Origin of the sequence: Candidatus Competibacter phosphatis, assembly GCF_012939995.1 — a bacterium.
Lineage (GTDB): Bacteria > Pseudomonadota > Gammaproteobacteria > Competibacterales > Competibacteraceae > Competibacter > Competibacter phosphatis.
In genome coordinates, this window is record NZ_SPMZ01000003.1 from 1 (window position 1) to 23752 (window position 23752).

The 23752-nt window shown below is 61.5% G+C and carries 12 protein-coding genes and 4 pseudogenes; 9 read left to right on the plus strand and 7 right to left on the minus strand.

The features are described from left to right. A partial coding sequence (locus E4P82_RS23435; protein ID WP_169247115.1) for a transposase DNA-binding-containing protein occupies positions 1–146 on the minus strand: 146 nt, incomplete at its 3' end. A 471-nt stretch (positions 147–617) separates the two neighbouring features. Between E4P82_RS23435 and E4P82_RS00725 the strand changes: the two genes are divergently transcribed. Further along, entirely contained in the window at positions 618–1208 is a 591-nt protein-coding gene (locus tag E4P82_RS00725) for a hypothetical protein (RefSeq protein ID WP_169247116.1), read from the plus strand. Positions 1209–1323: 115 nt separating this feature from the next. On the opposite strand, the gene E4P82_RS00730 is transcribed toward E4P82_RS00725, so the two are convergent. From E4P82_RS00730 to E4P82_RS00740, 3 genes are all read right to left on the minus strand, one after another. Continuing rightward, complete coding sequence (locus tag E4P82_RS00730; protein WP_169247117.1) at positions 1324–5580, minus strand: PAS domain S-box protein; 4257 nt, start codon at positions 5578–5580, stop codon at positions 1324–1326. A 79-nt stretch (positions 5581–5659) separates the two neighbouring features. Then, a complete protein-coding gene (locus E4P82_RS22995; RefSeq protein ID WP_169247118.1) occupies positions 5660–6784 on the minus strand; it encodes a DUF3592 domain-containing protein in 1125 nt (374 codons plus the stop codon). 36 nt (positions 6785–6820) lie between these two features. Beyond that, the gene (locus E4P82_RS00740) at positions 6821–9685 is read right to left on the minus strand and encodes a virulence factor SrfB (RefSeq protein WP_169247141.1); all 2865 of its coding nucleotides are present in this window, start codon (positions 9683–9685) and stop codon (positions 6821–6823) included. 578 nt (positions 9686–10263) lie between these two features. Here E4P82_RS00740 and ppgK point away from each other — a divergent pair. Beyond that, positions 10264–11013, plus strand: coding sequence for a polyphosphate--glucose phosphotransferase (gene ppgK / locus E4P82_RS00745; RefSeq protein WP_169247119.1), 750 nt, complete (start codon positions 10264–10266; stop codon positions 11011–11013). Between the two features lie 240 nt (positions 11014–11253). Here the strand turns inward: ppgK and E4P82_RS00750 are convergent, their stop codons facing one another. Next, positions 11254–12108, minus strand: a complete 855-nt coding sequence (locus E4P82_RS00750) for a response regulator transcription factor (protein WP_246327268.1) — start codon at positions 12106–12108, stop codon at positions 11254–11256. A gap of 174 nt (positions 12109–12282) precedes the next feature. On the opposite strand from E4P82_RS00750, the gene E4P82_RS23005 reads away from it, so the two are divergent. The 7 genes and pseudogenes from E4P82_RS23005 to E4P82_RS23440 all read left to right on the plus strand — a co-directional run. Beyond that, a complete protein-coding gene (locus tag E4P82_RS23005; RefSeq protein ID WP_169247120.1) occupies positions 12283–14106 on the plus strand; it encodes a histidine kinase in 1824 nt (607 codons plus the stop codon). Between the two features lie 204 nt (positions 14107–14310). Then, a complete protein-coding gene (locus tag E4P82_RS00760) occupies positions 14311–14481 on the plus strand; it encodes a hypothetical protein (RefSeq protein ID WP_169247121.1) in 171 nt (56 codons plus the stop codon). Positions 14482–14844: 363 nt separating this feature from the next. Next, positions 14845–15914: pseudogene (locus E4P82_RS00765) on the plus strand (chloride channel protein). Positions 15915–16009: 95 nt separating this feature from the next. Next, positions 16010–16111: pseudogene (locus tag E4P82_RS23010) on the plus strand (cytochrome ubiquinol oxidase subunit I); the annotation flags it as partial. Between the two features lie 94 nt (positions 16112–16205). Further along, positions 16206–17411 (plus strand): cytochrome ubiquinol oxidase subunit I, encoded by a 1206-nt coding sequence (locus E4P82_RS00775; protein WP_312913709.1) that lies wholly within the window; start codon positions 16206–16208, stop codon positions 17409–17411. Then, positions 17401–18409: pseudogene (cydB, locus tag E4P82_RS00780) on the plus strand (cytochrome d ubiquinol oxidase subunit II). The gene E4P82_RS00775 and the pseudogene cydB overlap by 11 nt, the downstream one beginning before the upstream one ends. A 547-nt stretch (positions 18410–18956) precedes the next feature. Beyond that, positions 18957–19421, plus strand: a pseudogene (locus E4P82_RS23440) (YfdX family protein); the annotation flags it as partial. Positions 19422–19614: 193 nt separating this feature from the next. Here E4P82_RS23440 and E4P82_RS00785 read toward each other — a convergent pair. Further along, positions 19615–22737, minus strand: a complete 3123-nt coding sequence (locus E4P82_RS00785) for an efflux RND transporter permease subunit (RefSeq protein WP_169247123.1) — start codon at positions 22735–22737, stop codon at positions 19615–19617. Between the two features lie 6 nt (positions 22738–22743). Then, positions 22744–23739 carry an efflux RND transporter periplasmic adaptor subunit gene (locus tag E4P82_RS00790; RefSeq protein WP_169247124.1) on the minus strand — a complete coding sequence of 332 codons (996 nt, stop codon included), beginning with the start codon at positions 23737–23739 and terminating at the stop codon, positions 22744–22746. Between the last annotated feature and the right edge of the window lie 13 nt (positions 23740–23752).

Sequence of the window (23752 nt, forward strand, 5' to 3'; positions counted from 1 at the left end):
GCATTGCAGGCGACCGGAATGCTGGCATTCGGTTGCGCCCCTAACCGTTCCGCCACCCGCACCAGTCGTCGATTCCAACCGGGCATCACCCAAATCCCGCTCCCCCCACGTTCCGCCGCCGCCCAACCCACCTCCACCGTCTCCATGATTCTTCACCTTGTGCCGCTTGTTCGCTCCCTCAAAATGGAGGCCGCTACCCTCGCTATCAAGATCTGTGTAATGGATAGGTTGATGCCATGGAGCAAAAAAAGAGGGCAATATCAGAATCCATTGTCCATGCCTGGTTATGAATATCGTATGTGCGAAAAAACTGTACGATATCACTAAGAAACTGATCGGTGGAGACTCACTGAGCTATGCACAACAACTTGGCTGGAGATCAAGATATTGTGCGGACATGCGTGACCGAAAATTGTTGGGGCCTGAAGAGTATATGGCTATACCGGAACCCTATCGCTTGTGGATTTGGCCTGAAGATGTGCAAAAATCCATAGCGGCACTTAATCTCGTACCAGCATGTTAGAACGGAATGATATGGTTTCTACGAGGGACTCAAAGAAAATGGATGATGTGGAGTTGATGTTTTTGTCACGAAGTGCCTGCGATCATGAGGTGGTATGGGTGTCATCATCATGGGCTACTCGATATCCTGGGTCACGGTAAAAAGGAAAGCTCCCGAGATCTTGCTTCAAAAGCTTGGGCTTTTGCGTACAGGGGTAATGGCCGATTATGGACAGGAACCATATACGGGCCGTACATTGCCGAGCGGATGGTTTCTTTTGGTGTTCAATCGATGCGAGCACAAATTCATAAAACCAAGGTCGCTGTCTGCACTGTCAAGCAACTGTGATCTTGTTGCCTGCTCTGTGGAAGAGCATGTGATGGTAAGCACTTCGGAGTTCTGGCGCGACGGCCAGCAAATTTGGCGCATCGAACACGACGCGCAAGAAAGCATCGACCACCTCAGCAGCTTTGGTGCTTTGCCAGATGGCTACGCCACAATCCAAAGACAGTGCGCGGAGATGCAAGAACAAGCCGGCGGCAACCATACTGACGTCGATGCCTTTTTCGACATACCATTGCAAACGGCAAAAAGCATGGTCGGATTCAAGCACGACGACGATGATGGACTCGGAAATGACAGTTTCGAAGTATTCAAAACCCAATCATCTTCGTCGCAAATCAAAGCGTGGTGGAAACTATGGTGACACCCAACACTTCCAGCCATCATCGACGCCAATGCCGATGCCGTTATTACCCGGCAACGGATTCGAAAAGTATCCGGTTCCCGGAATCGGCCATGGTGCCGCGGTTGATGAGAGTTCAAACGGACAACCAGCGCGCGACGAACTCGTCTTCCGGCAACGGCCGGCCGAAATAATAGCCCTGAGCGTGGGAACAGCCCTCGCGCAGCAGGAAAGCCGCCTGCGCTTCGGTTTCGACGCCCTCGGCGATCACCGATAGCCCCAGGTTCTTGGCCAGCATGATGATGGCGCGGATGATGGCTTCGTTGTTGGCGTCACGGCCGATGTCCGCCACGAAGGATCGATCGATTTTGAGTCGTTGAATCGGTAGACGCTTCAGATACATCAGCGAGGAATAGCCGGTACCGAAATCGTCCACCGCCAAATGGACGCCGAGAGCACGGAGATCTTCGAGAAAACGAAACGCATCCTCGGCCTTGATGATGAACGACTCGGTAATTTCCATTTCCAGACATTCGGGCGGCAATCCGTTTTCGGCGAGGACCGCCTCGATCAGACCGGTCATATCACCGCATTCGAATTGCCGGATCGAAAAATTGACGGAAATGCTGTCGATGCGATAACCGGCCGCGTGCCACGCTTGCAGTTTCGCGCAGGATTTCCGCAGCACCCACTCTCCCAGCGTGACGATGAAGCCGGTTTCCTCGGCGAGGGGAATGAATTTTCCGGGCGGAATCAGGCCCAGTATTGGGTGGTTCCAGCGGACCAGCGCTTCGGCGCCGATCAATGTGCCGTGGGCCATGTCCACCTGCGGTTGAAAATGGACGAGCAACTCGTCGTTTTTCACCGAACGCCGCAGCATCGCTTCCAGATGCAAGCGGTCGAGAGCGTGAGCGGTCATTTCCTTGGCGTACCGGTGGTAGTTATTCCGGCCCTTGGCCTTGGCTTCATACATGGCGGCGTCGGCGTTTTTCACCAACTCGTCGCAATCCTGGCCGTCGGCTGGGTAATAGCTGATGCCAATGCTGGCGGAGATATGGATTTCGTGTTCCGCGAGGAAAAACGCTTTTTCGAAGACGGCCAACAGCTTGCAAGCCACCATGGTGGCATCCTGATTGCCGCCGAGATCCTCGATCAGCAGGATGAACTCATCGCCGCCCAGCCGTGCCAGCGTGTCGCAGGCGCGAATCGTCTTACGTAATTCCTCGGCCACCATTTTCAGTAGTTGATCGCCAAGCTGATGGCCCAAGGTATCGTTGATATTCTTGAAGTGGTCCAGATCGATGAACAGCACGGCCAGGCGGGTATTGTGGCGGGCCGCGTGCAGAATGCCCTGAGTCAGGCGGTCGTTGAACAGGATCCGGTTCGGTAGTTCGGTCAACGGATCGTGATGGGCGAGGAAAATGAGTTGCCGCTCGAAGTCCTTGATTGCCGTGATGTCGGTGAAAACGCCGACATAGTGGGTGACGCAACCGGCCTGGTCCTTCACCGCGCTGATGGAGAGCAGTTCAGGGTATACCTCGCCGTTCTTGCGGCGATTCCAGATCTCGCCGTGCCATTTACCCTCCTGTTCGAGTGCCTGCCATATCTCTTGGAAAAACGCCGCGTCGTGCCGGCCGGACTGGATGAGATTGGGTTTCTGACCGAGCGCTTCCTCGGCGGAATAACCGGTGATCTCGCTGAACGCCGGATTGATCGCCAAAATGACTTGATCGGGATCGGTGATCACGATCCCCTCGGCGGCGCTTTCGAACACGCTCGTCACCAGCCGCAGCCGCTCGCGTCCTTGCTTTTGCGCGGTCAGGTCGCTGTAGATCCAGACACTCCCTTCCTGGGGTTGGCTCGAATCCAGCGCCCGGCCGCTCAGGCAACCCCAGAACAGGCCGCTGTCCTTGCGTTTCAGCCACAGTTCCTCCACATAAGTCTCGCCATGCGCCAGGGCACTGTAGGCGCGTTCGCCGGTCGCCCGGAAATCCTCTTCGGTCGGATACAGGATTCGAGTCGAATGGCCGATCATTTCGCCTTCCGCGTAGCCGAACAGCTCCTCGAAACGGCGATTGCACTGGATGATCACGCGCTGCCTGAGCAGCACGATGCCGACCAGGGCGTTGTCGAGAATGGCTTCCTGTTGCGCCAGTAGGGATTTGAGGCGCGCTTCATCCTGCTTGCGTTGGGTAATGTCGCGGACGACCGATAGCACCACCCGCCCTTCGGCCAGCATGATGCTGCTTGACATCACCTCGACCTCGATCGGGGAACCGTCCACCCGCAGATAGCGTTGCTCCATGAGGGGCAATGTGATCGGTTGGTCGGAGCTCCGTAACGTCCGCAAGCGTTGCGCCACCGCCTCGTGATAATCGGGGTGAATCCACTCCGTCCACGGTAAGCCCAACGGTAGTTGTCCGCCTTCGGCACCTAACAGGCGTAGCGCGGAACGATTGGCCATCGTCATGACGCCGTCGCGATGCACAAAAATGGCGTCCGGTGTTAAATCCAGCAACATGCGATAGCGCTGTTCACTGCCCAGTAGGGATTGCGCGGCCGTCTTACGGTCGTCGATATCGCGTGCCACCATCACCAAGCGCCGCGCATTGCCAATCTGGGCGGCGTGGACGCTGGTCTCGATCCAGAACTGGCAACCGCCGGTGTCTTGGGCACGGCATTCGAAGCACTGCGGCTCGTTGTGTTCGAAGGCGCGCACTAGCCGGTCGCGTACCTCATGCTGGGTGGGTTCGTCCTCCGTGCAAAGGGCGCTAAAGCTCAGACACCGAAAAGCGCTTCGGCCATGGCCGAACATGTCGCTCGCGCCGCTGTTGGCATACAGGATCTCTCCGGTTTGGCCGTCCTGGAGGAATACGGCATCGTTGAGCGAATCGACGATAGCCTCGAATCGTTCTTCATTTTCGTAGAGCGCCAGTTCCGCCGACTTGAATTCGGTGATATCCCAGACAATGGCGATGATGCCGACCCCGGCATCTTGCTGAAACGCTTGCCCGCGTACCATGTACCACACCGTGCCGCCATCATCCGAGTCGGGGCTGCGAAACTCGGCCAAGAACCGTCCGCGCGCCGTGCCCGCCTGCTTGATGATTCTCGTCACTCGCTCGCTATCCTCCCGGCACATCAGCGCTAGTAGATCGGTGGCAACCGGTTCCTCCTCCGTGACCGACCACTCGAAGAACCGCATCCGGGCGGCGTCCAGTGCGATTTGCAGGCGGGCATGGTGTGCGCGCAATAAATCCTCGTGCGTGCGAAGCCGGGCCTGAAGCTGGTTGAAGCTGTCGATGAGCTGGCCGATTTCGTTGCGTGTCCGCACCGGCAGCGGTTCCAGGGGGCGTTCGCCGCGAGTCATCTCGCCCAGCGCGGCGGTGGCGTCCCGCAGCGGTTTCAGCCATCGGCCGGTTACCCACACGGCCAGCAGCGGCACGGCCAAGGACAGGATCAGCGCCGCGCCCAGGATGGTGTTTTGAATGGTCCGCACCGGTGCGAACGCTTCGGCGGTCGGCAGTACTCCCACGGCCAACCAGCCGGTCGTGGGAATGCGGCGACTGGAGGAGAGTTCCTCGACACCCCGGGAGCTGACCGCGATGCCGGAATCTTCATGGCCCGCCATATGGCGATCATGCATCCGGTTGATGCCGGGCGCGGGGATCGGTTGGAGAACGCGGGTCGGGTCAGTCGCCGCCACGAATCGCCTGTTTTTGGGATCGATGATCAGAATGCTGCCGTGCTTGCCGCCGTAGATCCCGATAATCCGGCTGATGAAGCTGGCGACATCAAGGTTGGTGATGCCCATCAATATCCCCACCGTTTGCCCGGAGGTCGCCACGACCGGCGCGGCGACGGTCACCGACGGACGCATGGAGGGTGTGCCCGTCAGCAGCGTGCTGACGACCGGTTCGCCCCGTGCCAGCACGGTGGCGACATCGTTGCGGTCGGCGAGGCTCCGGCCGACCCGGCCGGGCACGACCGGCGCGTCGGCCAATACGACGCCGCCGGCATCGAGCGCGAGCAGACCGCCGTTGAACAGCGCGGCGATGGCTGGGTGGTCTTGCAGAAAGGCCTTCAGTTGCGCCGGCGAAGCATAGGGATCTCGTTTACCGGCTGCTTGAGCCAGATCGTTGATCGACTGAAGGCGAAGATGGATTTCCTGGTCAAGGCTTTCCCCGATCACCGAAACGGCCGCAAGCTGATGGGCAGCCAGGAGGTGTTCCAGATGATGTTTAAGGGAATAATCGGCAAAAAGAGCCAACCCCCAGATGACTGCGAGCAACAGCGCCAGCACGAACAGCGGGAATTTGAAGGCGAGGCTCAGGCGATGCGGTGCGAGCGTCGAATTTCGGCCGAGAAGACCTGGTTGAGTTCCATGTTGCATACGGATTTGTCTCAACCCAAGTTAATGAATACAAAGCATTCTAAGTTATTTCAGTGTGATTTTCAGGGTTGACGGCCGGTTATTCGGCAGAGGTCGCCCAGACGCGAAACGCCCGTCGTTGCCTGAGGAACTCCCAAACCGCCGCCACGCCGATCAGCGCCAGCAACCCGAGCAACCCGAGCGACAGCAGCATCTCTCGCCACGCCGCTGCCAACAGCGGTTCGCACGCCTCGGCGCGACCGGGTTCCAGCACGCCGCGGGTCGGATCGGTCGGATCGTAACGGACCTCGATCCGCGTTCCGGTCGGATACGGGGTCAGCCGCGTTTCCGCCGCTTGCTTTTCCAGGCTGGGCGGCTGACAGAAACTCAGGTGGTCGCCGCGATAGGCGGTTCCCGCCACCACGTACTCGAACTCGATTCGCGCCCGATAGCCGGTCACCGAAGTCTTTCCCCGGGGAATCCGCAGGGTGACCACCGAAGCGTCGCGCACCGTACCCGTCGTTGGCGGCCAGTTTTCGCTGGCCACGGCGAATCGCCGGGCCTGGTCGAGCCGTTGATATTCCCGATAGTCGCCGGCCGCCAGCACCGCCAGCACCACCATTCCGAGTACGATCAGGCCCAATGCCGCCGCCGTCATCCATGTCGTCTGGCGACGGTAGCTGTCCAGAGCGACCAGCTTGCCCAGCAAGGTGTCGCCATTGTCTTGAAGCGCGACCAGTTCCTGACCAGGCTCCAACTGGGCGCAATACAACTGGACCGTCAGTTCGGGCCGCGACGCGCGATCCCAACGTTGGACCGGGTCGAGTAGCGCAAAAATCGGCCCGATCGACGGTGGTCTGGTTCGTGTTTCGGGCTGCACCGCCACCAGTGTCCCGACACGGTTGGCCAAGCCGGTCGGCGCCAGCCGGGCGTTCATCGGCGCACTTTCCCGCAGTACCCGGTCGGCCGCGCTCAGGCGCCGCGTTTGCCGGCGTTCCAGATGCCACAGCAAACCACCCACCAGCGCCATGGTCGGTAACATCACCAGACCCGCAACCGCAAAAATCAGCAGGTTGACCATATCGCGGTGGGTCAGGGCGACGGTCATCATGAATACCAGAACGCCGGCCATGACCATGAAGAACAACAAACCCAGCAAACGCAGGCGGCGGCGGTTCGCGGCGGCCAGTTTTTGCAGGCTGGGATGCGGGGGGATTGCACTCACGAGGGTCGTGACTCCGGGGGGTGATGGAGCGAGCGATCAATGACGCGGCGCGTCGCCGGTCCGCGCGGAAATCGAGAAGATGCCGGTATCCAGCCAGTAGCCGTATTCGTCCTTGAGGGTTTGCAGTTTCAACAGCACCACGCCGCTCGGTTGCTGGTTGCCGGCGGCGTCGCTCACGTCGAGCACCTTGAAATCCAGATCGACGTTCTCGTCGGTGGAGCGTTCCAGCGTCACCTTGAGCGGCAGCGCCTTGGAGCGGGCATCCTGCGGGTGGGCGAAGGTGATCCGGTACAGGGGAGAAGCCGGCCAGCGCTCGACGTTCAGTTGCCGAAACCCCAGGAACACCGGCGCGTAGAAATCGAAGGTCGCTTCCGGTAGCCGGGTCTTGCGATCCTCCAGCTCCAGATTGGCGAACAGCACGTTCTCCTGCTTGAGCCGACCGGTCTGCTCCAACACACCGATGAAGCGGGCGGTGGACTTCATGCCCAGATCGCGGCTGCGCAGATTGAACTTGTACAACTGTCCTTCCGACAGCGCGCACACCATGGCCCCGACCGCCGCCGTGGTTTTGGGGTCGGTCAGTCGACCGCCGACCGAGCGGAACGGATACCAGTCACCAACCCGGTAGGCGTGCAGGCTGACGATGCGGTCCGGCGGCGCCGGCAGCTTGGCCAGAATCGCCGCCCGCACCGCCGGCAGCCGGCAGGGTCGCCCGGAAATCAGCAGGTAGTCGCAATCGTACAGATGGACCACTTCGCACAGATCGCTGAGCACCTGACCGAGAATGCGGCGCACGGTGGTGTCTAGCGCCAGCATGGTGGTGGCGATCGCCACTTCGGCCAATTGGAAGTTTTGACCGCCGGCGGCGCGCACCGCTTCCTCCAGAAACGCCACCACCTGTTCGTGCGGTCCGCCGCCCGGCGGGTAGACGTCGGCCAGTTTCAGGGTCAACGCTTCGTTGCTGGTGCTGAGATCGGTATTTTCGTAGCGGTGCAGCAGTTCCAGCGCCAAGGGCAACGCGACCTGATTGGCGAACTGGCGGCGCAGGGTGCGGTCACGCTCGGCCTGATCGCCGCGATTGGCGCCCAGCAGCCGCGCCAGCAGTTCCTCGGGGTTGGCCGCGCCGCTGTGGCGAATCGCCTCCAGCAGCGCCGGCAGCACGTTGCGCTCGATCAGTCCGCACAACACGTCGTCGCCGGCGATGTTGAAGCCCTCGCGAAACTCCTGGGTGGGCTTGACCGCCGTGCCACCTTCCAACTGGTAGGTGGTGATGATGAGGTCGGTAGTGCCACCGCCGATGTCGATGCTGGCCAGCCGCAGGCAGGGCGCCTCGCCATAGCTTTCCCGCACCCGCCCGAACACCTGGAAGAACAGCGCGGCGTCGCCCTGGAAATTGTGCTTGATCTCGTTGTAGAGGAACACGATCTGGGTGCCGGTCGCCTCGTCCCATTGCAGGAACGGTTCCGGCGCTTGATCCTCTTCCAATCCCAATGCCCGCCAGGTCAAGCGGATCGCCGTATTGACCCGGCGGGCGAATAGCTTGCGTTCGGCCAGCGGCATGGCGGTGGGCAGGGTCAGGATCGCCCGTCGCAGACGGCGCGGGGCGTCGGAATAGGCCCGTTCGTAGCGGCGGCCAGGCGAGTTGATCTGCACGAAGGCTTGCAGCAGCACCTCGGCCACGAAAAAGCTCATCAGCGCGCCGCGCGAGAATAAGGCGGTCACCGCCGGCGGCTCGCCGGGCGTCAGTTCCTCGCCGTCCTCGCGCAATTGGCCGACGAACGGGCCGGTGGTGACCGGGCCGCTGTCGCCGCCGACTCCGTCCGGTCCGGGGTTGAAGCGCCAGGCGTGATGGCGGGGGTCGGTGTCCCACAGATAGCGCTTGGGGCTGGACAGGCCGGTGTTGCCTTCGGTGCCGTGGCTGAAATAGGACAGCGCCTGCGCCTCGAAGCCAACCCGCGTCACCGTCGGCCAGAGGAAGGCGCTGCGCCCGCTGCGCCGCGACAGCTTTTCGTCGCCGAACCCGCCGCGCACAAATTCGACCCGACTGGGGAACGGTTCGTCGTAGACCTGCTCCGGTTGGCTCAGGTCGCGCAATTCCAGGCGGTAGCTGTCGTTCATGTCCACCGGATCGTCGCCGCTGCTTTCCATCAGCATGCCGCAGGTGCGGGAATTGCCGATATCCAGCACCAGATCCACGTCCACCGGCCGGTTGAGCCGGGCGGTCGGCTCGCTGTCCACGAAGGTGAAGCGCAGCCGTGGCGGCCGCACCGCTCGTTGCAGCAAGGTCAGCACGGTGAGCCAGGCGGCCGGCGCGTCCGGGCTAGCGCGCAACTCGGTTTCGTCCACCCGGCGCGGGGCGCGGCGGCGCCGCTCGTAGGCGTAAAACCGCTGATGCAGCCATTCGCGCACCCATTCCTGTTCCAGAAACCAGCCGGTGTCGGCCTCGGCGTCGCTCAGGGCGAATTCCTCGCCGGACTGCATGTCCAGCGGACTGGGAGCGAGATAGGGCCGGCCTTCGCGGGTCGGCAGTAACTGGGTATCGAACGCCAGGGTGACGCGATGGGTATTGCCGTCGGCGTCGGGGGTCGGCAGCTCCAGCAGCCGCGCCCGCGCCCAGTTGACCGGTCCCTTGTCGAACAGATGGTGACCGTCGGGGTGGGGCTCGCGGATGCGCGGGAACGGCAGCGGCAGCCAGACGCCGTCGAACAGCGCGGCGGCTTGGCAGCGTTGAAGGAAAAGACTTGTTCCGGTTGGGCGGTCCGGCCGTCTTGGGTGACGAACTGGCCGCTGGCATCGTCGGCATACAGCGCGGTCAGCAGCGGGCGGCCGTCGGCGCCGGCTTCGGTCAGAAACGCCCGCGACACCCGGGTTTCGTTGAGATTGAAACCGAAATCCAGAAATTGGATGGCGGTATTGGGTATCAGATTGATCAGCGGGCCGTAATTCTTGAGCTTCGCCAGCATGGTTCCCACCTTCGCGCTGCGTTTTCCGTCGGGATCGGTTGCCGCCATTTTAGCTGCATTTTCGCGTTCTCCCCGGAAAAGGTGGGCGGAGGAGGCCATCGGCACCGCTGGCCGGTGAATCGAGTTGACCCGACAGGCGACATCGTTGAATAACGGTCGCCATCGTGCCAAGCGCCAACAACGCCTGACCGCTTCGGTGTCGTTCGGGACATGCCCATGGATTCCTAACGATTTGTTACGCGCGGTTGAAGCCACTGAAACCGACCAGAACACGCGATGGACGTATACTGCCCTCGTAGTCCCATGCCCGAGATTGTGAGGTCTCGGGCATGGGACCAATGTGTGGACCAGCCCGACGGTAGGGGAGGGGAAAGCAGACTGCATAAGATACGGCCTTGATTCGATCGAGTATGGCGCGGCGCTGCCCACGATCACGGTGGACTTGCATCGTCAGCGTGCGGTTGAGGAAGCCGAGGTGAACTGAAAGAGCGAAACCGGAAGTTAAGGGGAATCATTATGAAAATCCTGGGTATCGACGTGGGCGGGGCGGGGATCAAGGGCGCCGTGATCGAGACCACGACCGGGGAATTGCTGAGCGAGCGAATTCGTATCGAGTCGCCCCGTCCGGCGACCCCCGAAGCTGTTGGCATCACAGTCCAAGCGCTCATCGATCAACATCATTGGTCCGGACCCATCGGTATCGGATTTCCAGCCGCGATCCAGCACGGCGTTGCCCGTACCGCGGCTAACATCGACCCTGCTTTTATCGGATTGCCGGTGGCCGATTACTTTTCGAGGCAAACCGGTTGCCCGGTCCAAGTCGCAAACGATGCCGACGTTGCCGGATTGGCCGAGATGCGGTTCGGCGCCGCCAAGGATACGGCCGGGGTAGTGCTGGTTGTCACGATTGGTACCGGTCTTGGAACGGCCTTGTTCAGCGACGGCCATCTGCTGCCGAATACTGAGTTGGGCCATATCATGCTCGATAACGGCTTGGTGGCCGAACGCTATGCTTCGGAAGCTGTGCGCGACACCCAGCAGCTCAAATGGAAAGACTGGGGCGATCGACTCAACCGTTACTTGGTGACCATGGAAAAATTGTTCTGGCCGGACCTGATCGTGCTCGGTGGCGGCGCCAGCAAAAAGCTGCATAAGTTTGCCCCGAGGATTACTGTGCAGGCACCTGTCGTGCCCGCCCGCTTTCTCAATCTGGCCGGCATGATCGGCGCGGCGCTGTTCGCCGAGGAAAAACTGGGAGCGGGATAACCTCGTGCGGGATGGAGTGTCACTTGCGCCGTGGTGCCCCTCGCGCCGAAGGCGTGATGGCCGCGTCAGCCTCAAGATGAAGTGATTCGACTGCTACACGCTTTGCTGGCGGTAGTTCTGATAAACCCGCCAGGTTTCAAAGTCGGTTGCCGCTGCGTCGACAAAGCTGCCGTGCCGAGGTCGCCAACCCAGTCGCCGCATTGCCTGACGGGCATCTCCATGGCGCAAGAGCTTCAATCTTCATCTGTGTCGCTTGACGGCGCGCATCGCCAGTTCGATGCGGTTGCGCGCGTGCAGCTTATCCATGATTCGGCTCACGTAATTTTTGACCGTACCCTCGGCCAAGAACACCGTGGCGGCAATTTGCTTGTTGCTGTTACCGTGAGCGAGTAAATCGAGGATGCGCTCTTCCTTGTCGGTCAACGGCTCATCGAACAAATTCGAGGCTGTCGATTTCGGCGCGGGCGGCGGCGTCACGAGTGGCGAAGAATGGGCGCCCACGTCTTCCTTGGGGCTGGCGATGGGCATGGGATGGGTGTCAGCTTGCGAAACGCGGCGGGCACAAGCTCGAAATTGCTCCAATACCTTGCCGGCGATGGCCGGCGACAGGCGCGATTCGCCGCGCTGCATCGCTCGCAGCGTCTCCAATACATCCGCCTCGGACGCATCCTTCAGCAAATAAGCCTGCGCGCCCGCGCAAATGGCCTCAAACACCAACTCGTCGTAATCGTAAGTGGTCAGCACCACCACTCGGGTCCCGGGCAATTTCGCCGTAATCTCGCGGGTGGCCACGATCCCGCTGACGCGGGGCATCTGTAAGTCCATCACCACAACATCCGGCCTAGTGGCCAAGGCTTGTTCGATGGCTTCGAAACCATCGGCCGCCTGACCCACGATTTCGATGTCAGGTTCGGTTGCGAGCATCATCGCCAACCCGCGACGAATCAGTGGCTGATCGTCCACGATCAGCAGCCGTAGAAGAGTAGGATCGGCGTTATTTGCGGTCACGGTCATTCGTCTTACCCCGGTGGCGATGGCTTGCTCCGGCGGCGGACTCGCGGCGCAAGCCATCGTCTGAATCAGTTCGTCTATCATGGTCGAACGCCTGTCATGACCCGAGTCGTCGGGTTTTCAGGGCAAAATCAGCACGGAGAAAAGGATCGTGATGGCGATTTTAGCCAATGTCCCCTTAACCCTCACAGTAACGAAAGGCATATCCGTGGTCACGATTTCACCCGACCCGGATCGATGGACGCCGAGGAAACACTCGTGAGCATCCTACAGCGGTTCGACCCGAGATTGCGGCTCGCCGCCGCTATCGGCTGGTCAGTATTCGCCATCATCCTGTTGGCGGCGCTGGTGGGAGCGAATCTGGCCGCCAAGAAAGCCGAACACCGCGCCCGCGCCGATGCCGAACGCTTGCTGACCCAGTTCGCCACCCAAATCCGCCATGCGCTCGACATGGGCCTGGAAACGCGGCGATCCATCCTCCAGGCGACCGCCGCTCAGATCGCCGCTTCTGGCGATCGGGGGACCGATGCGCTCCGCCACCATATCGAAGCCGTGCAGGCACAATTTCCCGAGTTCACCTGGCTCGGGGTGGCGGATGAGCACGGCCGGGTGGTGGCCGCCACCGGTGGCGGCCACCACGGCGAGAATGTTGCCGCGCAACCCTGGTTTCAGGAAGGACGACGGCATTCGTTCGTTGGCGATGCCCGTCACATTCCCTTGGTTGAGGGTGAGGGTTCGCCGTCTTCCACCCCAACCAGCCAGACCCCGGGATTCGTGCTCGCCGTGCCGATTTCGCAACCTTCGGGGCGCCTGGTCGGCGTCCTCGGCGCACGCCTTTCCTGGACTTGGGTCGAACGCCACCAGGATGGCTTGTTGCGCGGGCTGGAAACCGACCGCCCGCTGGAGCTGTTGCTGACCGTCGAGGATAACCTGGTGTTGATTGGCCCGCGCAACTGGCTCGGTCGCGCGCTGGCGGCGAATACCGATCTCAGCGAAAACGGGGCTTACATGGTCGGTCGGCACGTCGTGCCCACCGAACAGAAAGAAGGAGTGGATTGGACCGTGATCCTGCGCCAGGATGCCGACACCGCGCTGGCACACGCCCGAACGACTCGCCAAGCGGTATTTCTGGTGGTGTTTTTGGCGGGCCTGGCTTCGGCGATCGCCGCCGTCTTCGTCACTCGCGCGTTGACTCTCCGTCTGACCGTGCTGGCCGATCAGGCGCAAAGGGTTCGCCAGGGCCTGCGAAAAAACCTATCGGTTCCCGTCGGAGCCGACGAAATCGGCCGTATCGGGGCCACCCTCTCCAATTTAGTGGGACACCTCCAGCAAGAAAAGCAGACGCTGGCGACCCTGAATGCCGAGCTGGACGCCCGCGTGGCCGAGCGGACCGCGCGTATCGAACGAATGGCCAAGGAAGCGCGCCATGCCGCGATCACGCGTGAGCGGCTGCGTTTGGCGCGCACGCTCCATGATACGTTGGCGCATTCGCTGATGGCTTTGCTGACGCAGATTCGGCTGATTCGCAAACTCCGCGACCGCCTTGATCCCGCCGAATTGGACGCGGAACTGGCGCGAGCCGAGGAAGTGGCCGCCACCGGTTTGGCCGAGGCGCGGGCCGCGATCACCCAAATGCGCCATAACGATGTGTGCGATGCGGGTCTCGGCGCGGCCTTGCAGGAACTGCTGAGCCGCTTCGAGGAGCGCTCGGGTGTCGATGCCGTGCTGGACGCCGATACCCAAGCCGCCGGCATGGCCGACGAACGAGCGGAAACGGTATTTCGCATCGTCGAGGAAGCGTTGAACAACGTCGAACGACACGCCAACGCCCAAACGGTGCGCGTTGCCTTACGGTGGACCGAATCCCAATCCGCCGAATCGCCGCGCTGGAGTCCCGACGATTCGACCCGCGTGCGCATCGAAGTCGCCGACGACGGCGTCGGCTTCGATCCGGCGACGCCATGTCCCGGCCACTACGGCCTGCGCGGCATTCGCGAGCAGGCGGAACTGATCCGGGCACGCTTCGAACCGCGTAGCCAACCCGGAGCCGGCACCTGCCTCGTTCTGGAGTTCGAGGCATAAGGCGGAGCGGAGTCCTTTCGCGCGCTCGAAAAACCGTGACGAATGACCTGTCCCATGCGTGACCGGCGGTACTGGGGAGGACGGGGCGGCTCTCCTACAGTGTCGGTCAGCGGGTTGCGCGGATCGCGGAGTCAGCGAGGCGCCGCGCGATCCACCGTCCATCGAACCGCACGGGAGAAACGACGTGAGATTGATGCGCGCTGCATGCCCTACTTGCAACTCAGCGATGCCGGTTCAATGACCTATGCCATGCTGCCGGCTGGCAAGTACCGGAACACGGCTCAGTTCAGGGGCCGGTCCGAAACGCGGGAAGTCACGCTGGACGGCGACACCGGTCGCGATGTGTATTTCCACTGGAAGGGCGACGCCAAATAAACGCCCGCGACGATGAAATCCCAGCGGATGGTGGTGACCCGTTCGGTGGAGACCTACCGACCCCGCGCATCGCGCGGCGCCGGTGGTGGTCAACGGGTTTCTGAATCGCTGTGATCTCTCGTACTGCCTTACGAGACGTCCGGCGCGTGTTGTTCGCGTTGGATAGTCCTTGGCGCAATCTCCTGGTCGCCATGGGGGGTGGGCGTGTTGGGCGCGCTGGCCGTGGAAGCGTTCCGCACGGTCCTGTTCGCGCTGGAAATGGGCTTGGTCGGCGCGCATGACGGGCATCTGGTGCCAGCCGCCCGCGAACTGGAACCTGAGATTCGCTTGCTGGTGCCAGCGATCGGCGGGCCGGCCGTGGGGATGTTGTTGTGGTTGGCCGAGGGCGCGCATTCGACCAAGCTCTCTCGCTTCAGAGGCGATTACATCGAAGCGGTCGCCATTGGCAACGGCCGGCTCGACCTGCGCGGCGGCGTGCTCAAGATCCTGGCTTCGCTGGTGGTGGTCAGCACCGGCGGCGCCGTGGGTCGCGAGGGCGCCATGATTCTGTTTTCCGCCATGGCCGCATCCTGGATCGGCCGGCTGGCCGGCGAGACATTGGAACTGCGGCTGATGGTGAGCTGCGGGGCGGCGGCGGGACTGGCGGCAGCCTATCACACGCCGCTGGCCGGGGCGGTTTTCGTCGCCGAAATCTTGCTGGGATCGCTGGTATTGGCGCAGCTCGGGCCGGTCGTGGTGGCGGCGGTGGTGTCGCACGGCATCACCATCGCGCTGGTTGGTCCCGGTATCCGATTTCCCATGGCAACCGTTCCCACGCTTGGAGCGTCGCAAGCCATGGTCATGCTGGCGTTCGCGCCGATCAGCGGAATCGCGGGCGCTGCCTTGCTGTATTGGCTGGAACTGGCGCGCGGTCGTTTACCAAGCTCGCCTTACCCTTACCCTTGCCGTTGGTGCTGGGCGGTCTGGTGGTCGGAGTACTGTCGTTGTGGCGACCGGAAGTCTGGGGTAACGGCGATAGCGGCGTCCGCCAGCAGATCGACGGGCTGTGGCCTTGGCAAACCGTGGCGTTGGTGCTGGCTTTCAAGCTGCTGGCGGTGGCGGCGACCACCGGATCGGGAGCGCCAGGCGGCGTGTTCACGCCGACGCTGTTTGTCGGCGCCGCTTTCGGCGCGCTGCTCTCGGCCGCGCTAGCCGCGCTCGGTTACACCGGGGCGGCCGAGCCGGTGTATGCGGTGTTGGGGATGGCCACCTTGCTGGCCGGCACCACGCACGCGCCCGTGATGGCCGCGTTGATGGTGGCTGAAATGACCGGCCAATACAGCTTGCTCGTCGTATTCCTGCCGGCTTGCGTGGTGACGACCTTGGTTTCCCAGCGTCTGCATCCGCGCTCGATTTACGGTTTGCGCGCGCCGACCGAAGAACCCGAGTCGTGACCGGAATCACCAGCGGGTGTGATCGTCGGCACTGGCCGGGCGCTGGATCGAATAGTGCAATACGCTTATCCGCAGCCTAGATCTGGAGTTCCGCCATGTTCGGCAATCCACTGATTCTGTCGCGATTGCAATTTGCCTTCGTCATCGCATCCCACATCATCTTTCCGGCCTTCACGGTCGGGTTGGCGAGCTATATCGCCGTGCTCGAAGGTTTGTATCTGGCGCGGGGCGACGCGCGTTATCTGCGGGCGTCCAAGTTTTTTATTGCGTATTTTCGCGGTTGCTTTCGGCATGGGTGTGGTTTCGGGGATCGTGATGCCGTTCCAGTTCGGTACCAACTGGGCACGCCTCTCCGACCAAGTAGCGAACGTCGTCGGTCCACTGCTGGCTTACGAAGGATTGACGGCGTTCTTTCTGGAAGCGACCTTCCTGGGCGTGCTGCTGTTCGGACGAGGCCGGGTGCCGCAGTGGGCACATTTCGGCGCGGCGGTTCTGGTGGCGGTCGGTACGTTGTTTTCGTCGTTCTGGATCTTGGCCTTCAATAGCTGGTTGCAAACGCCCGCCGGTTTCGTGATGGAAGGGGGCCGCTTCATGCCGTCGAGTTTCAGCGCCATCCTCTTCAATCCTTCGTTTCCCTACCGGCTGGCGCATACGGTGAGCGCGTTCTACAACACCACGGGCTTTGTGGTGTTGGGTGTGTCGGCGTATTACCTGGCGCGCGGGCGTCATCGGGAAACCGCCCTGTTGATGGCGCGCATGACGGTGTTTTTCCTCGCGGTGATGATGCCGCTGCAAATCCTGCTCGGCGACGCGCACGGTTTGAATACCTTGCAACACCAGCCGGCCAAGATCGCGGCGATGGAGGGTTTGTGGGAGACCAGCGCGCCCGCGCCGTCGGTGCTGTTCGCGATTCCCGATCAGGACGCGCAGGCCAATCGTTTCGAAGTCGCGGTGCCGCAATTGGCCAGCCTGTATCTGACTCATTCCCGGGATGGCCAAGTGACTGGCCTCAAGGCATTTGCGCGCGAAGACCAGCCGCCGGTATTGCCGGTCTTTTTCGCGTTTCGGGTGATGGTGGGCATCGGCATGCTGATGCTGCTGGTCGCCTGGTGGGGGGCATGGCTGGCCTGGCGCGGCAAATTGGAACATTCGCCACGCTTTTTGCGAATCGCGCAATGGATGGGTCCCAGCGGCTTTATCGCCGTGCTGGCGGGTTGGGTCGTCACGGAGATGGGTCGGCAACCCTGGACCGTCTACGGTTTGCTACGCACCGCCGAGAGCGTGAGCCCAACCCTGACCGGTTTGGACGTGTTTCTGTCGCTGTTGTTTTATCAGGTTGTCTATCTCACGGTGTACGCGGCGGCTGGATACTATCTGCTGCGACTGATCCAGCAGGGTCCTGACGCCGAACCGCTACCCGACGTCACCGCGCGGCCCACCCGGCCATTGTCGGCATCATCCATCCCCTTGGAAAGCGAGGTTCGTCATGGCCATTGATCTGGTGCCGGTTTGGATCGCGATCATGGCGCTCGCGATTTTCATGTACGTCCTGCTCGACGGCTTCGATCTCGGCGTGGGCATTCTCTATCCGCTGGCTCCCTCGGAGCGGGACCGCACCCTGATGATGGCTTCGGTGGCGCCGATCTGGGACGGCAACGAAACCTGGCTCGTCATGGGGGGAGCGGGATTGCTGGCGGCGTTCCCGCGCGCGTTCTCGATCCTGATGCCCGCCTTGTATTTCCCGATATTGCTCATGCTGCTGGGGTTGATCTGTCGCGGTGTGGCCTTCGAGTTCCGTCTCAAGGCCCCGCACAAACGCGCGGTCTGGTCGGCGGCGTTTTTTCGGGGGCTCGTTCGCAGCCGCGTTCGCGCAGGGCATCATTCTCGGTAACTACATCAATGGATTTCGGATCGCGAACGGCCAGTTCGCCGGTACGAGTTGGGACTGGGTGCATCCGTTCGCGTTGTTCACGGGCTTGGGGGTGGCGGCGGGCTATGCATTGCTCGGAGCGACTTGGCTGGTGTTGAAAACCGAAGGCGACCTGCAAGTTTGGGCACGCCGTCAGGCGCGGCGAGCACTGGCCATCACTGGGCTCTTCATCGTCGTCGTCAGCTTGTATTCGCCGTTCGCGCACCCGCGCATTTACGCGCGGTGGTTCGACGCGGAACATTGGCTGTGGCTGGCGCCCTTGCCGTTGGCGACGCTGGCTTTGTTTTGGGCGGCGGATGCGGCCTTGCGGCGCGGGCACTCGCAAGCGGGGCCGTTCGTGGCCGCGATGGGTATTTTCGCCCTATGTTACGCCGGGCTAACCGTGAGCTTGTTCCCGTATGTGGTCCCGCACGAAATCACCTTGTGGCAGGCCGCCGCAAATCCTCGAAGTCAGGCTTTTCTACTGATTGGCACCTTGCCGTTGCTGCCGATCATCCTGGGCTACACGGCGTGGTCGTACTGGGTCTTTCGCGGCAAGGTGTCGACCAGCGACGGCTACGGTTGAATCGCAATCGAGCGGTTTTCGCGTGGTTCATGTGGCCTCCGAGTCCTGGAAGGCGGGTCTGCTGGGCATGAACGGGATGCAGGCTCGGGACTCATGGTGACGATCCGCACACTGAAGTCATCGCCTTGTTCTGAATGATCTTTGTCACTGCACGGAGCGGAGAATGGCATGACCACGTCGTGACCGTCGCCACTGTTGGAAACCGCGATGGTCTCTTAAAGTGCGCTCAACGACGGTCGCTGGGAATCTTCGTCAATCATCGCAACCGACCAAGGAGCGCTTCCAAATTCCTGGTGATCGTCCACGGCGGAGCTGACACCGTTCAACGAGCCCGTGACGTACTGGAAACCGTCGGTAGCGCCGATGCGCGGACCCATCCCGGAACTCTCTGACGCATCGAGTCATTCCGACTCTTGATCATTCATCCTCAACGACGGAGGCCATGATGAACATTCGCAAGACATTGCTCACCGTTACAGGCGTTGCCTTTGTTTCTTTATCGCTCACCGCGCTGGCCGTGGAACATAGTACCAACGAGCGCGCGTTCATGCGGTTGTCGGAAGATGGTTCCAAGGCCGCCCGTACCATCTCGCTGGCGCGCGTGGCCATTTTCGACGGGCAAACCCAAGAGGCGAAGACCCTGGTGGAACAGGCGAAAACCGCGCTGGGTGCCGCCGCCAAGGATGCCGATAAACTGGCGATCAAAGCGCCGAAGCACGACGATCTAGGACCAATGGTCCCTATTGATGCCCGGCTCACGATGGCGGATGTCTATACTCTGACACCCGAAAAGAAGGCTGAAATCGATAAGGTGAACGAGCATCTGAAAAAGGGTGAAACCAAGAAAGCCCTCGAAGTGCTGCGTCCGATCGATGTGCAGTTGACTCTGACCTCTTTATTCATGCCGCTCGACCCGACCGCCAAGGCGGTGGATCAGGCCGGAAAGCTATTGGCCGACGACAAATATTACGAAGCTAACCTGGCGCTCAAGAAAGCCGAGGATAGCTGGGTGACCGACTCCCAGAGCTTTGTGGACTATTTGGAAAAATTACCGGATTCCGGTAAGGGAACGGCCCATGCCGCGCCCGCAAGCTCCTCGGAAACCGCATCGAAAAAAATCGGAAAAGTAACCGAGCGACCAGCGTTGCTTTTCTCGAACCCCTCCCGCCGGGAGGGGTACAACTCCAAATATCTCCAGACGCATTTCATGCGTTGGCCTTGGAGATCTCCACCGGTTCAGTCATCGTTGCCTTCCGCTCCGCCAGCTCCGCCGCTTCCTCCGCGGTGTGGTGGGTCTTGCGCACCAGCAGCGTATAAGCCACCGGCACCACCGACAAGGTCAGCAGCGTCCCCAGCAGCAAGCCACCGACGATCACCCAACCGATCTGCTGACGGCTTTCCGCCCCCGCGCCCACCGCCAGCGCCAAGGGAATCGCACCCAGCACCGTCGCCAGCGTGGTCATCAAGATCGGGCGTAGCCGCAGGGTCGCCGCTTCCAGTACCGCTGCCTGTCGATCCAATCCGGTCAGTCGCAATTGGTTGGCGAATTCCACGATCAGGATGCCGTTCTTGGTGATCAGTCCGACCAGCATGACCAGACCGATCTGACTGTAGACGTTCAGAGTGCCGCCGGTCAGGAACAGTGCCAGCAAAGCCCCAGTCATCGCCAGCGGTACGGTCAACATGATCACGAAGGGTGAGATGAAACTCTCGAACTGGGCCGACAGCACCAGATAGATGAAGATCAGGGCCAACACGAAAGTCACATACAGCGTCGCGCCGGATTCACGGAATTCACGAGACTGGCCGTCCAACTCGGTCCGGGCGTGTTCCCCCAACACGTCCTTGGCCGTCTGATCCATGAAGTCCAGGGCTTCACCCAGGGTATAGCCGGGGGTGATGTTGGCGGAGATCATCGCCGCGCGCTGCCGATTGAAATGGTTCAGCTCCTTGGGCGCGACGGTTTCCCGCACTTCGACCAGATTCGAAAGTTGCACCAAACGTCCATCCTTGCCACGCACGAAGATCGCGGTCAGATCGGTCGGTTGCTCGCGGTCCTGGTCCTTGAGCTTCACCATCACGTCGTATTGCTGACCTTCGCGTTTGAAACGGGTCACCTGCCGACCACCGAGCAAGGTTTCCAGGGTGCGGCCGATTTCCTCCACGTCCGCGCCGACGGCGGCAATCTTGTCGCGCTTGAGCACGACCGACAGTTGCGGTTTATTCAAGCGCAGGTCGGTATCCGGATTGATCATGCCGGGATAGGTGCGGACCTTGTTCATCATCGCGTCCACCAGTTTCTGCAATTCGGCGTAGGTGGTGGCCTGGATCACGAACTGCACCGCCGGATTGCGGAAGCTTTGTCCCAATGAAGGTGGATTGATCGGAAACGCCAAGACTCCCGGCAGTCCGCCGAACATCTTCGGCGCCAGTTCCTTGGTAATGTCCTGTTGCTTGCGCTGGCGTTCTTCCCAGGGTTTCAGACGCACGAACGACAAGGCACTGGTGACCGGATTCGGTTTCTCCAGCCCTGGCGCGACGAAGGAGAAGTAAGAAACCACCTCGGGAATGTTCTTGTAGAACTGTTCCAGTTGCCGGGCATAGCTGTCGGTGTATTCCAGGGTCGAGCCTTCTGGAGCGACGATCACGCCAATGAACACCCCGCGATCTTCCAGCGGTGAGAGCTCCGACTTGAGATGCAGGAACAGCCAGCCGGCCCCCGCTCCGGTGGCGAAGAATACCAGCACGATCACCCAGCGCATCCTGAGGGCCTGGATCAACGCGTAGCGGTACCCACCGTTCATCGCCTCGAAAAAGCGTTCGCTCAATCTGAACAGCCAGTTGTGCCGGTTTTCGTGATGCAGCAGCTTCGAACACATCATCGGCGTCAGGGTCAGCGCGGTGAAGCCGGAAACGATGACCGCCGCCGCCACGGTGAAGGCGAACTCGGTGAACAACCGCCCGGTGTTGCCGGTCATGAACGCCAGCGGCGCGAACACCGCCGCCAGGGTCAGGGTCATGGCGACGATGGCGAAGGCGATTTCCTTGGCGCCGCGCAGGGCCGCCTTGAAGGGATGCAGACCGTTTTCGACGTGGCGGTGAATGTTTTCCAACATCACGATGGCATCGTCCACCACCAAACCGATGGCCAGCACCAATCCCAGCAGGGTCAGGGTGTTGATGGTGAAGCCCAAGGCATAGAGGAACACGAAGGAGCCGATCAGCGAGACCGGGATGGTCACGAAGGGGATCAGGGTTGCCCGCCAATTGCGCAGGAACAGGAAGATCACCGCCACCACCAGCACCAGCGCTTCGGCCATGGTGTGATAAACCGCTTCGATGGATTTTTCGATGAAGATCGATCCGTCGTAAGCGATCCTGATCTTCATGCCTTCCGGCAGGTTGGCGGTAATGTCCGGCAGCAGTTCCCGCACCGACCGCGCCACGCTGAGCGTATTGGCGGTGGACTGCTTGACCACGCCCAGCCCGACCGAGGGATTGCCGTTGACCCGCACCGCGTTGCGGTCGTCCGCCGCACCGATTTCCGCGTAACCGATATCGCGCAAGCGAATGGGATAGCCTTTGGATTCCTTGAGAATCAGGTCATTGAACTGCTCCGGGGTACGCAAGTCCGATTCGGTCAGCACCGAGAACTCGCGCTGATGCGATTCGATGCGGCCGGAAGGTAATTCGACGTTTTGCTGCTTCAGGGCGTCTTCCACGTCCTGCGGGGTGAGTCCGTAGGCCGCCATGCGGTCGCGATCCAGCCACAGGCGCATGGCATAGCGCCGTTCGCCGGCGATGATGACGCTGGCCACTCCCGGTAAAGCCTGCAAGCGATCGACGATGGTGCGGTCGGCGTAATCGGTGATTTCCAGGGCGCTGTGTCGGTCGCTGGAAAAGGCCAGCCACATGATGGCTTGGGCATCGGCCTCGATCTTGGCCACCACCGGATCATCGGTTTCGTCCGGCAATTGGCCGCGCACTCGCGCCACCCGGTCGCGCACGTCGTTGGCGGCGGCGTCCACGTCCCGCTCCAGCAGAAATTCGATCGTGATCTGGCTGACTTCCTCGCGGCTTACCGACTTGATGGTGCGGATACCCTCGATACCCGCCAGCGAATCCTCCAGCGGCTGAGTGACTTGACTTTCCATGATCTCGGCGCTGGCACCCGAATACACGGTGCGCACCGATACCACCGGCGCATCGATGTTGGGATATTCGCGCACCGGTAGCCGTTGAAAGGAAATCACGCCGATCAGCACGATGGCCAGGCTCATGACCGTGGCCAGCACCGGGCGCTTGATGCAAAGTTCGGGAAGGAACATGGCGAACTAGCCCTTTGTGGTAGGGGCGGGTTGAGTCTCCGTTGGCGGTAGTACCTGTACCGCCGCGCCGTCGCGGATCTTCAACTGTCCGTCGGTCACCACCAGATCGCCGGCGCTTAGACCTTCCAGGATTTCCACCAAGCCGGGCCGGCGCAGCCCCAGTTTGACGGGCGTCATGACCGCCTTGCCGTCCACCACCCGGTAAACGAAAGTGGTCTGGCCCACCGGCACAATGGCCTGTTCCGGTACGACCAAGGCGTTCTCCCGCCGCTCCAGAATCAGGCTGACTCGGGCGAACAGGCCCGGCCGCAGCTTATTGTCTGGGTTGGGCAACCGTGCCCGCAGCAGCACGGTGCGGGTTTCCTCGTCCAGGGCCGGTTCGATGGCGTAAATGGTGCCTTCGAATCTTTGCTCGGGATAGGCATCCACCCGCGCCGCCAGCCGCTGGTCAACCGCCAGCCGTGCCAGGTAGGTTTCGGGCACCCGGAAATCCAGCTTCATCGCGCCGAGGCTTTCCAGCGCGACGATATCGTCGCCCGGCTTGACGTAGGCGCCGGGGCTGATCTTGCGCAGACCGATCATGCCATCGAACGGTGCCCGAATCACGGTCTTGCTCAGGCGCACCCGATTGAGTTCCTGCTGAGCGCGCGCCGTATCCAGTTTGGCCTTGGCTTCATCGAGATTCTGCTGACTGGTGAGTTGCTGGCGATCCATGTCCTGCAAACGTCGGTAACTGCTTTGCTCCAAGGCGAGTTGCGCGGTGCTGCTGGCCAGTTGCGCCTGGTATTCCTCCTGATCCAAAGTCACCAGCGGTTCGCCTTGGCGTACTTTTTGGCCTTCCCGGAAATGAATGGTTTCCACCCGACCCGCGATCTCTGGGCGAACCATCACGGTTTCGTCGGCGCGCAAGGTGCCGACCGCCGTGACTTCGACATTCAGCGTGGCATGGGTTGCCGGCGCGGCCTTGACCGGCAACGGTGGCATGGCCTTCGTCTGGGCCAAGACCGCGAGAGGG

Bases quoted from the DNA above. Each gene is read 5' to 3' on its own strand.
- ppgK (WP_169247119.1), top strand. From the start codon at position 10,264: ATGAAAATCCTGGGTATCGACGTGGGCGGGGCGGGGATCAAGGGCGCC.
- E4P82_RS00760 (WP_169247121.1), top strand. From the start codon at position 14,311: ATGCCCTACTTGCAACTCAGCGATGCCGGTTCAATGACCTATGCCATG.
- E4P82_RS00730 (WP_169247117.1), bottom strand. From the start codon at position 5,580: ATGCAACATGGAACTCAACCAGGTCTTCTCGGCCGAAATTCGACGCTC.
- E4P82_RS00775 (WP_312913709.1), top strand. From the start codon at position 16,206: ATGGGTGTGGTTTCGGGGATCGTGATGCCGTTCCAGTTCGGTACCAAC.
- E4P82_RS00785 (WP_169247123.1), bottom strand. From the start codon at position 22,737: ATGTTCCTTCCCGAACTTTGCATCAAGCGCCCGGTGCTGGCCACGGTC.
- E4P82_RS00750 (WP_246327268.1), bottom strand. From the start codon at position 12,108: ATGATAGACGAACTGATTCAGACGATGGCTTGCGCCGCGAGTCCGCCG.
- E4P82_RS00725 (WP_169247116.1), top strand. From the start codon at position 618: ATGGGTGTCATCATCATGGGCTACTCGATATCCTGGGTCACGGTAAAA.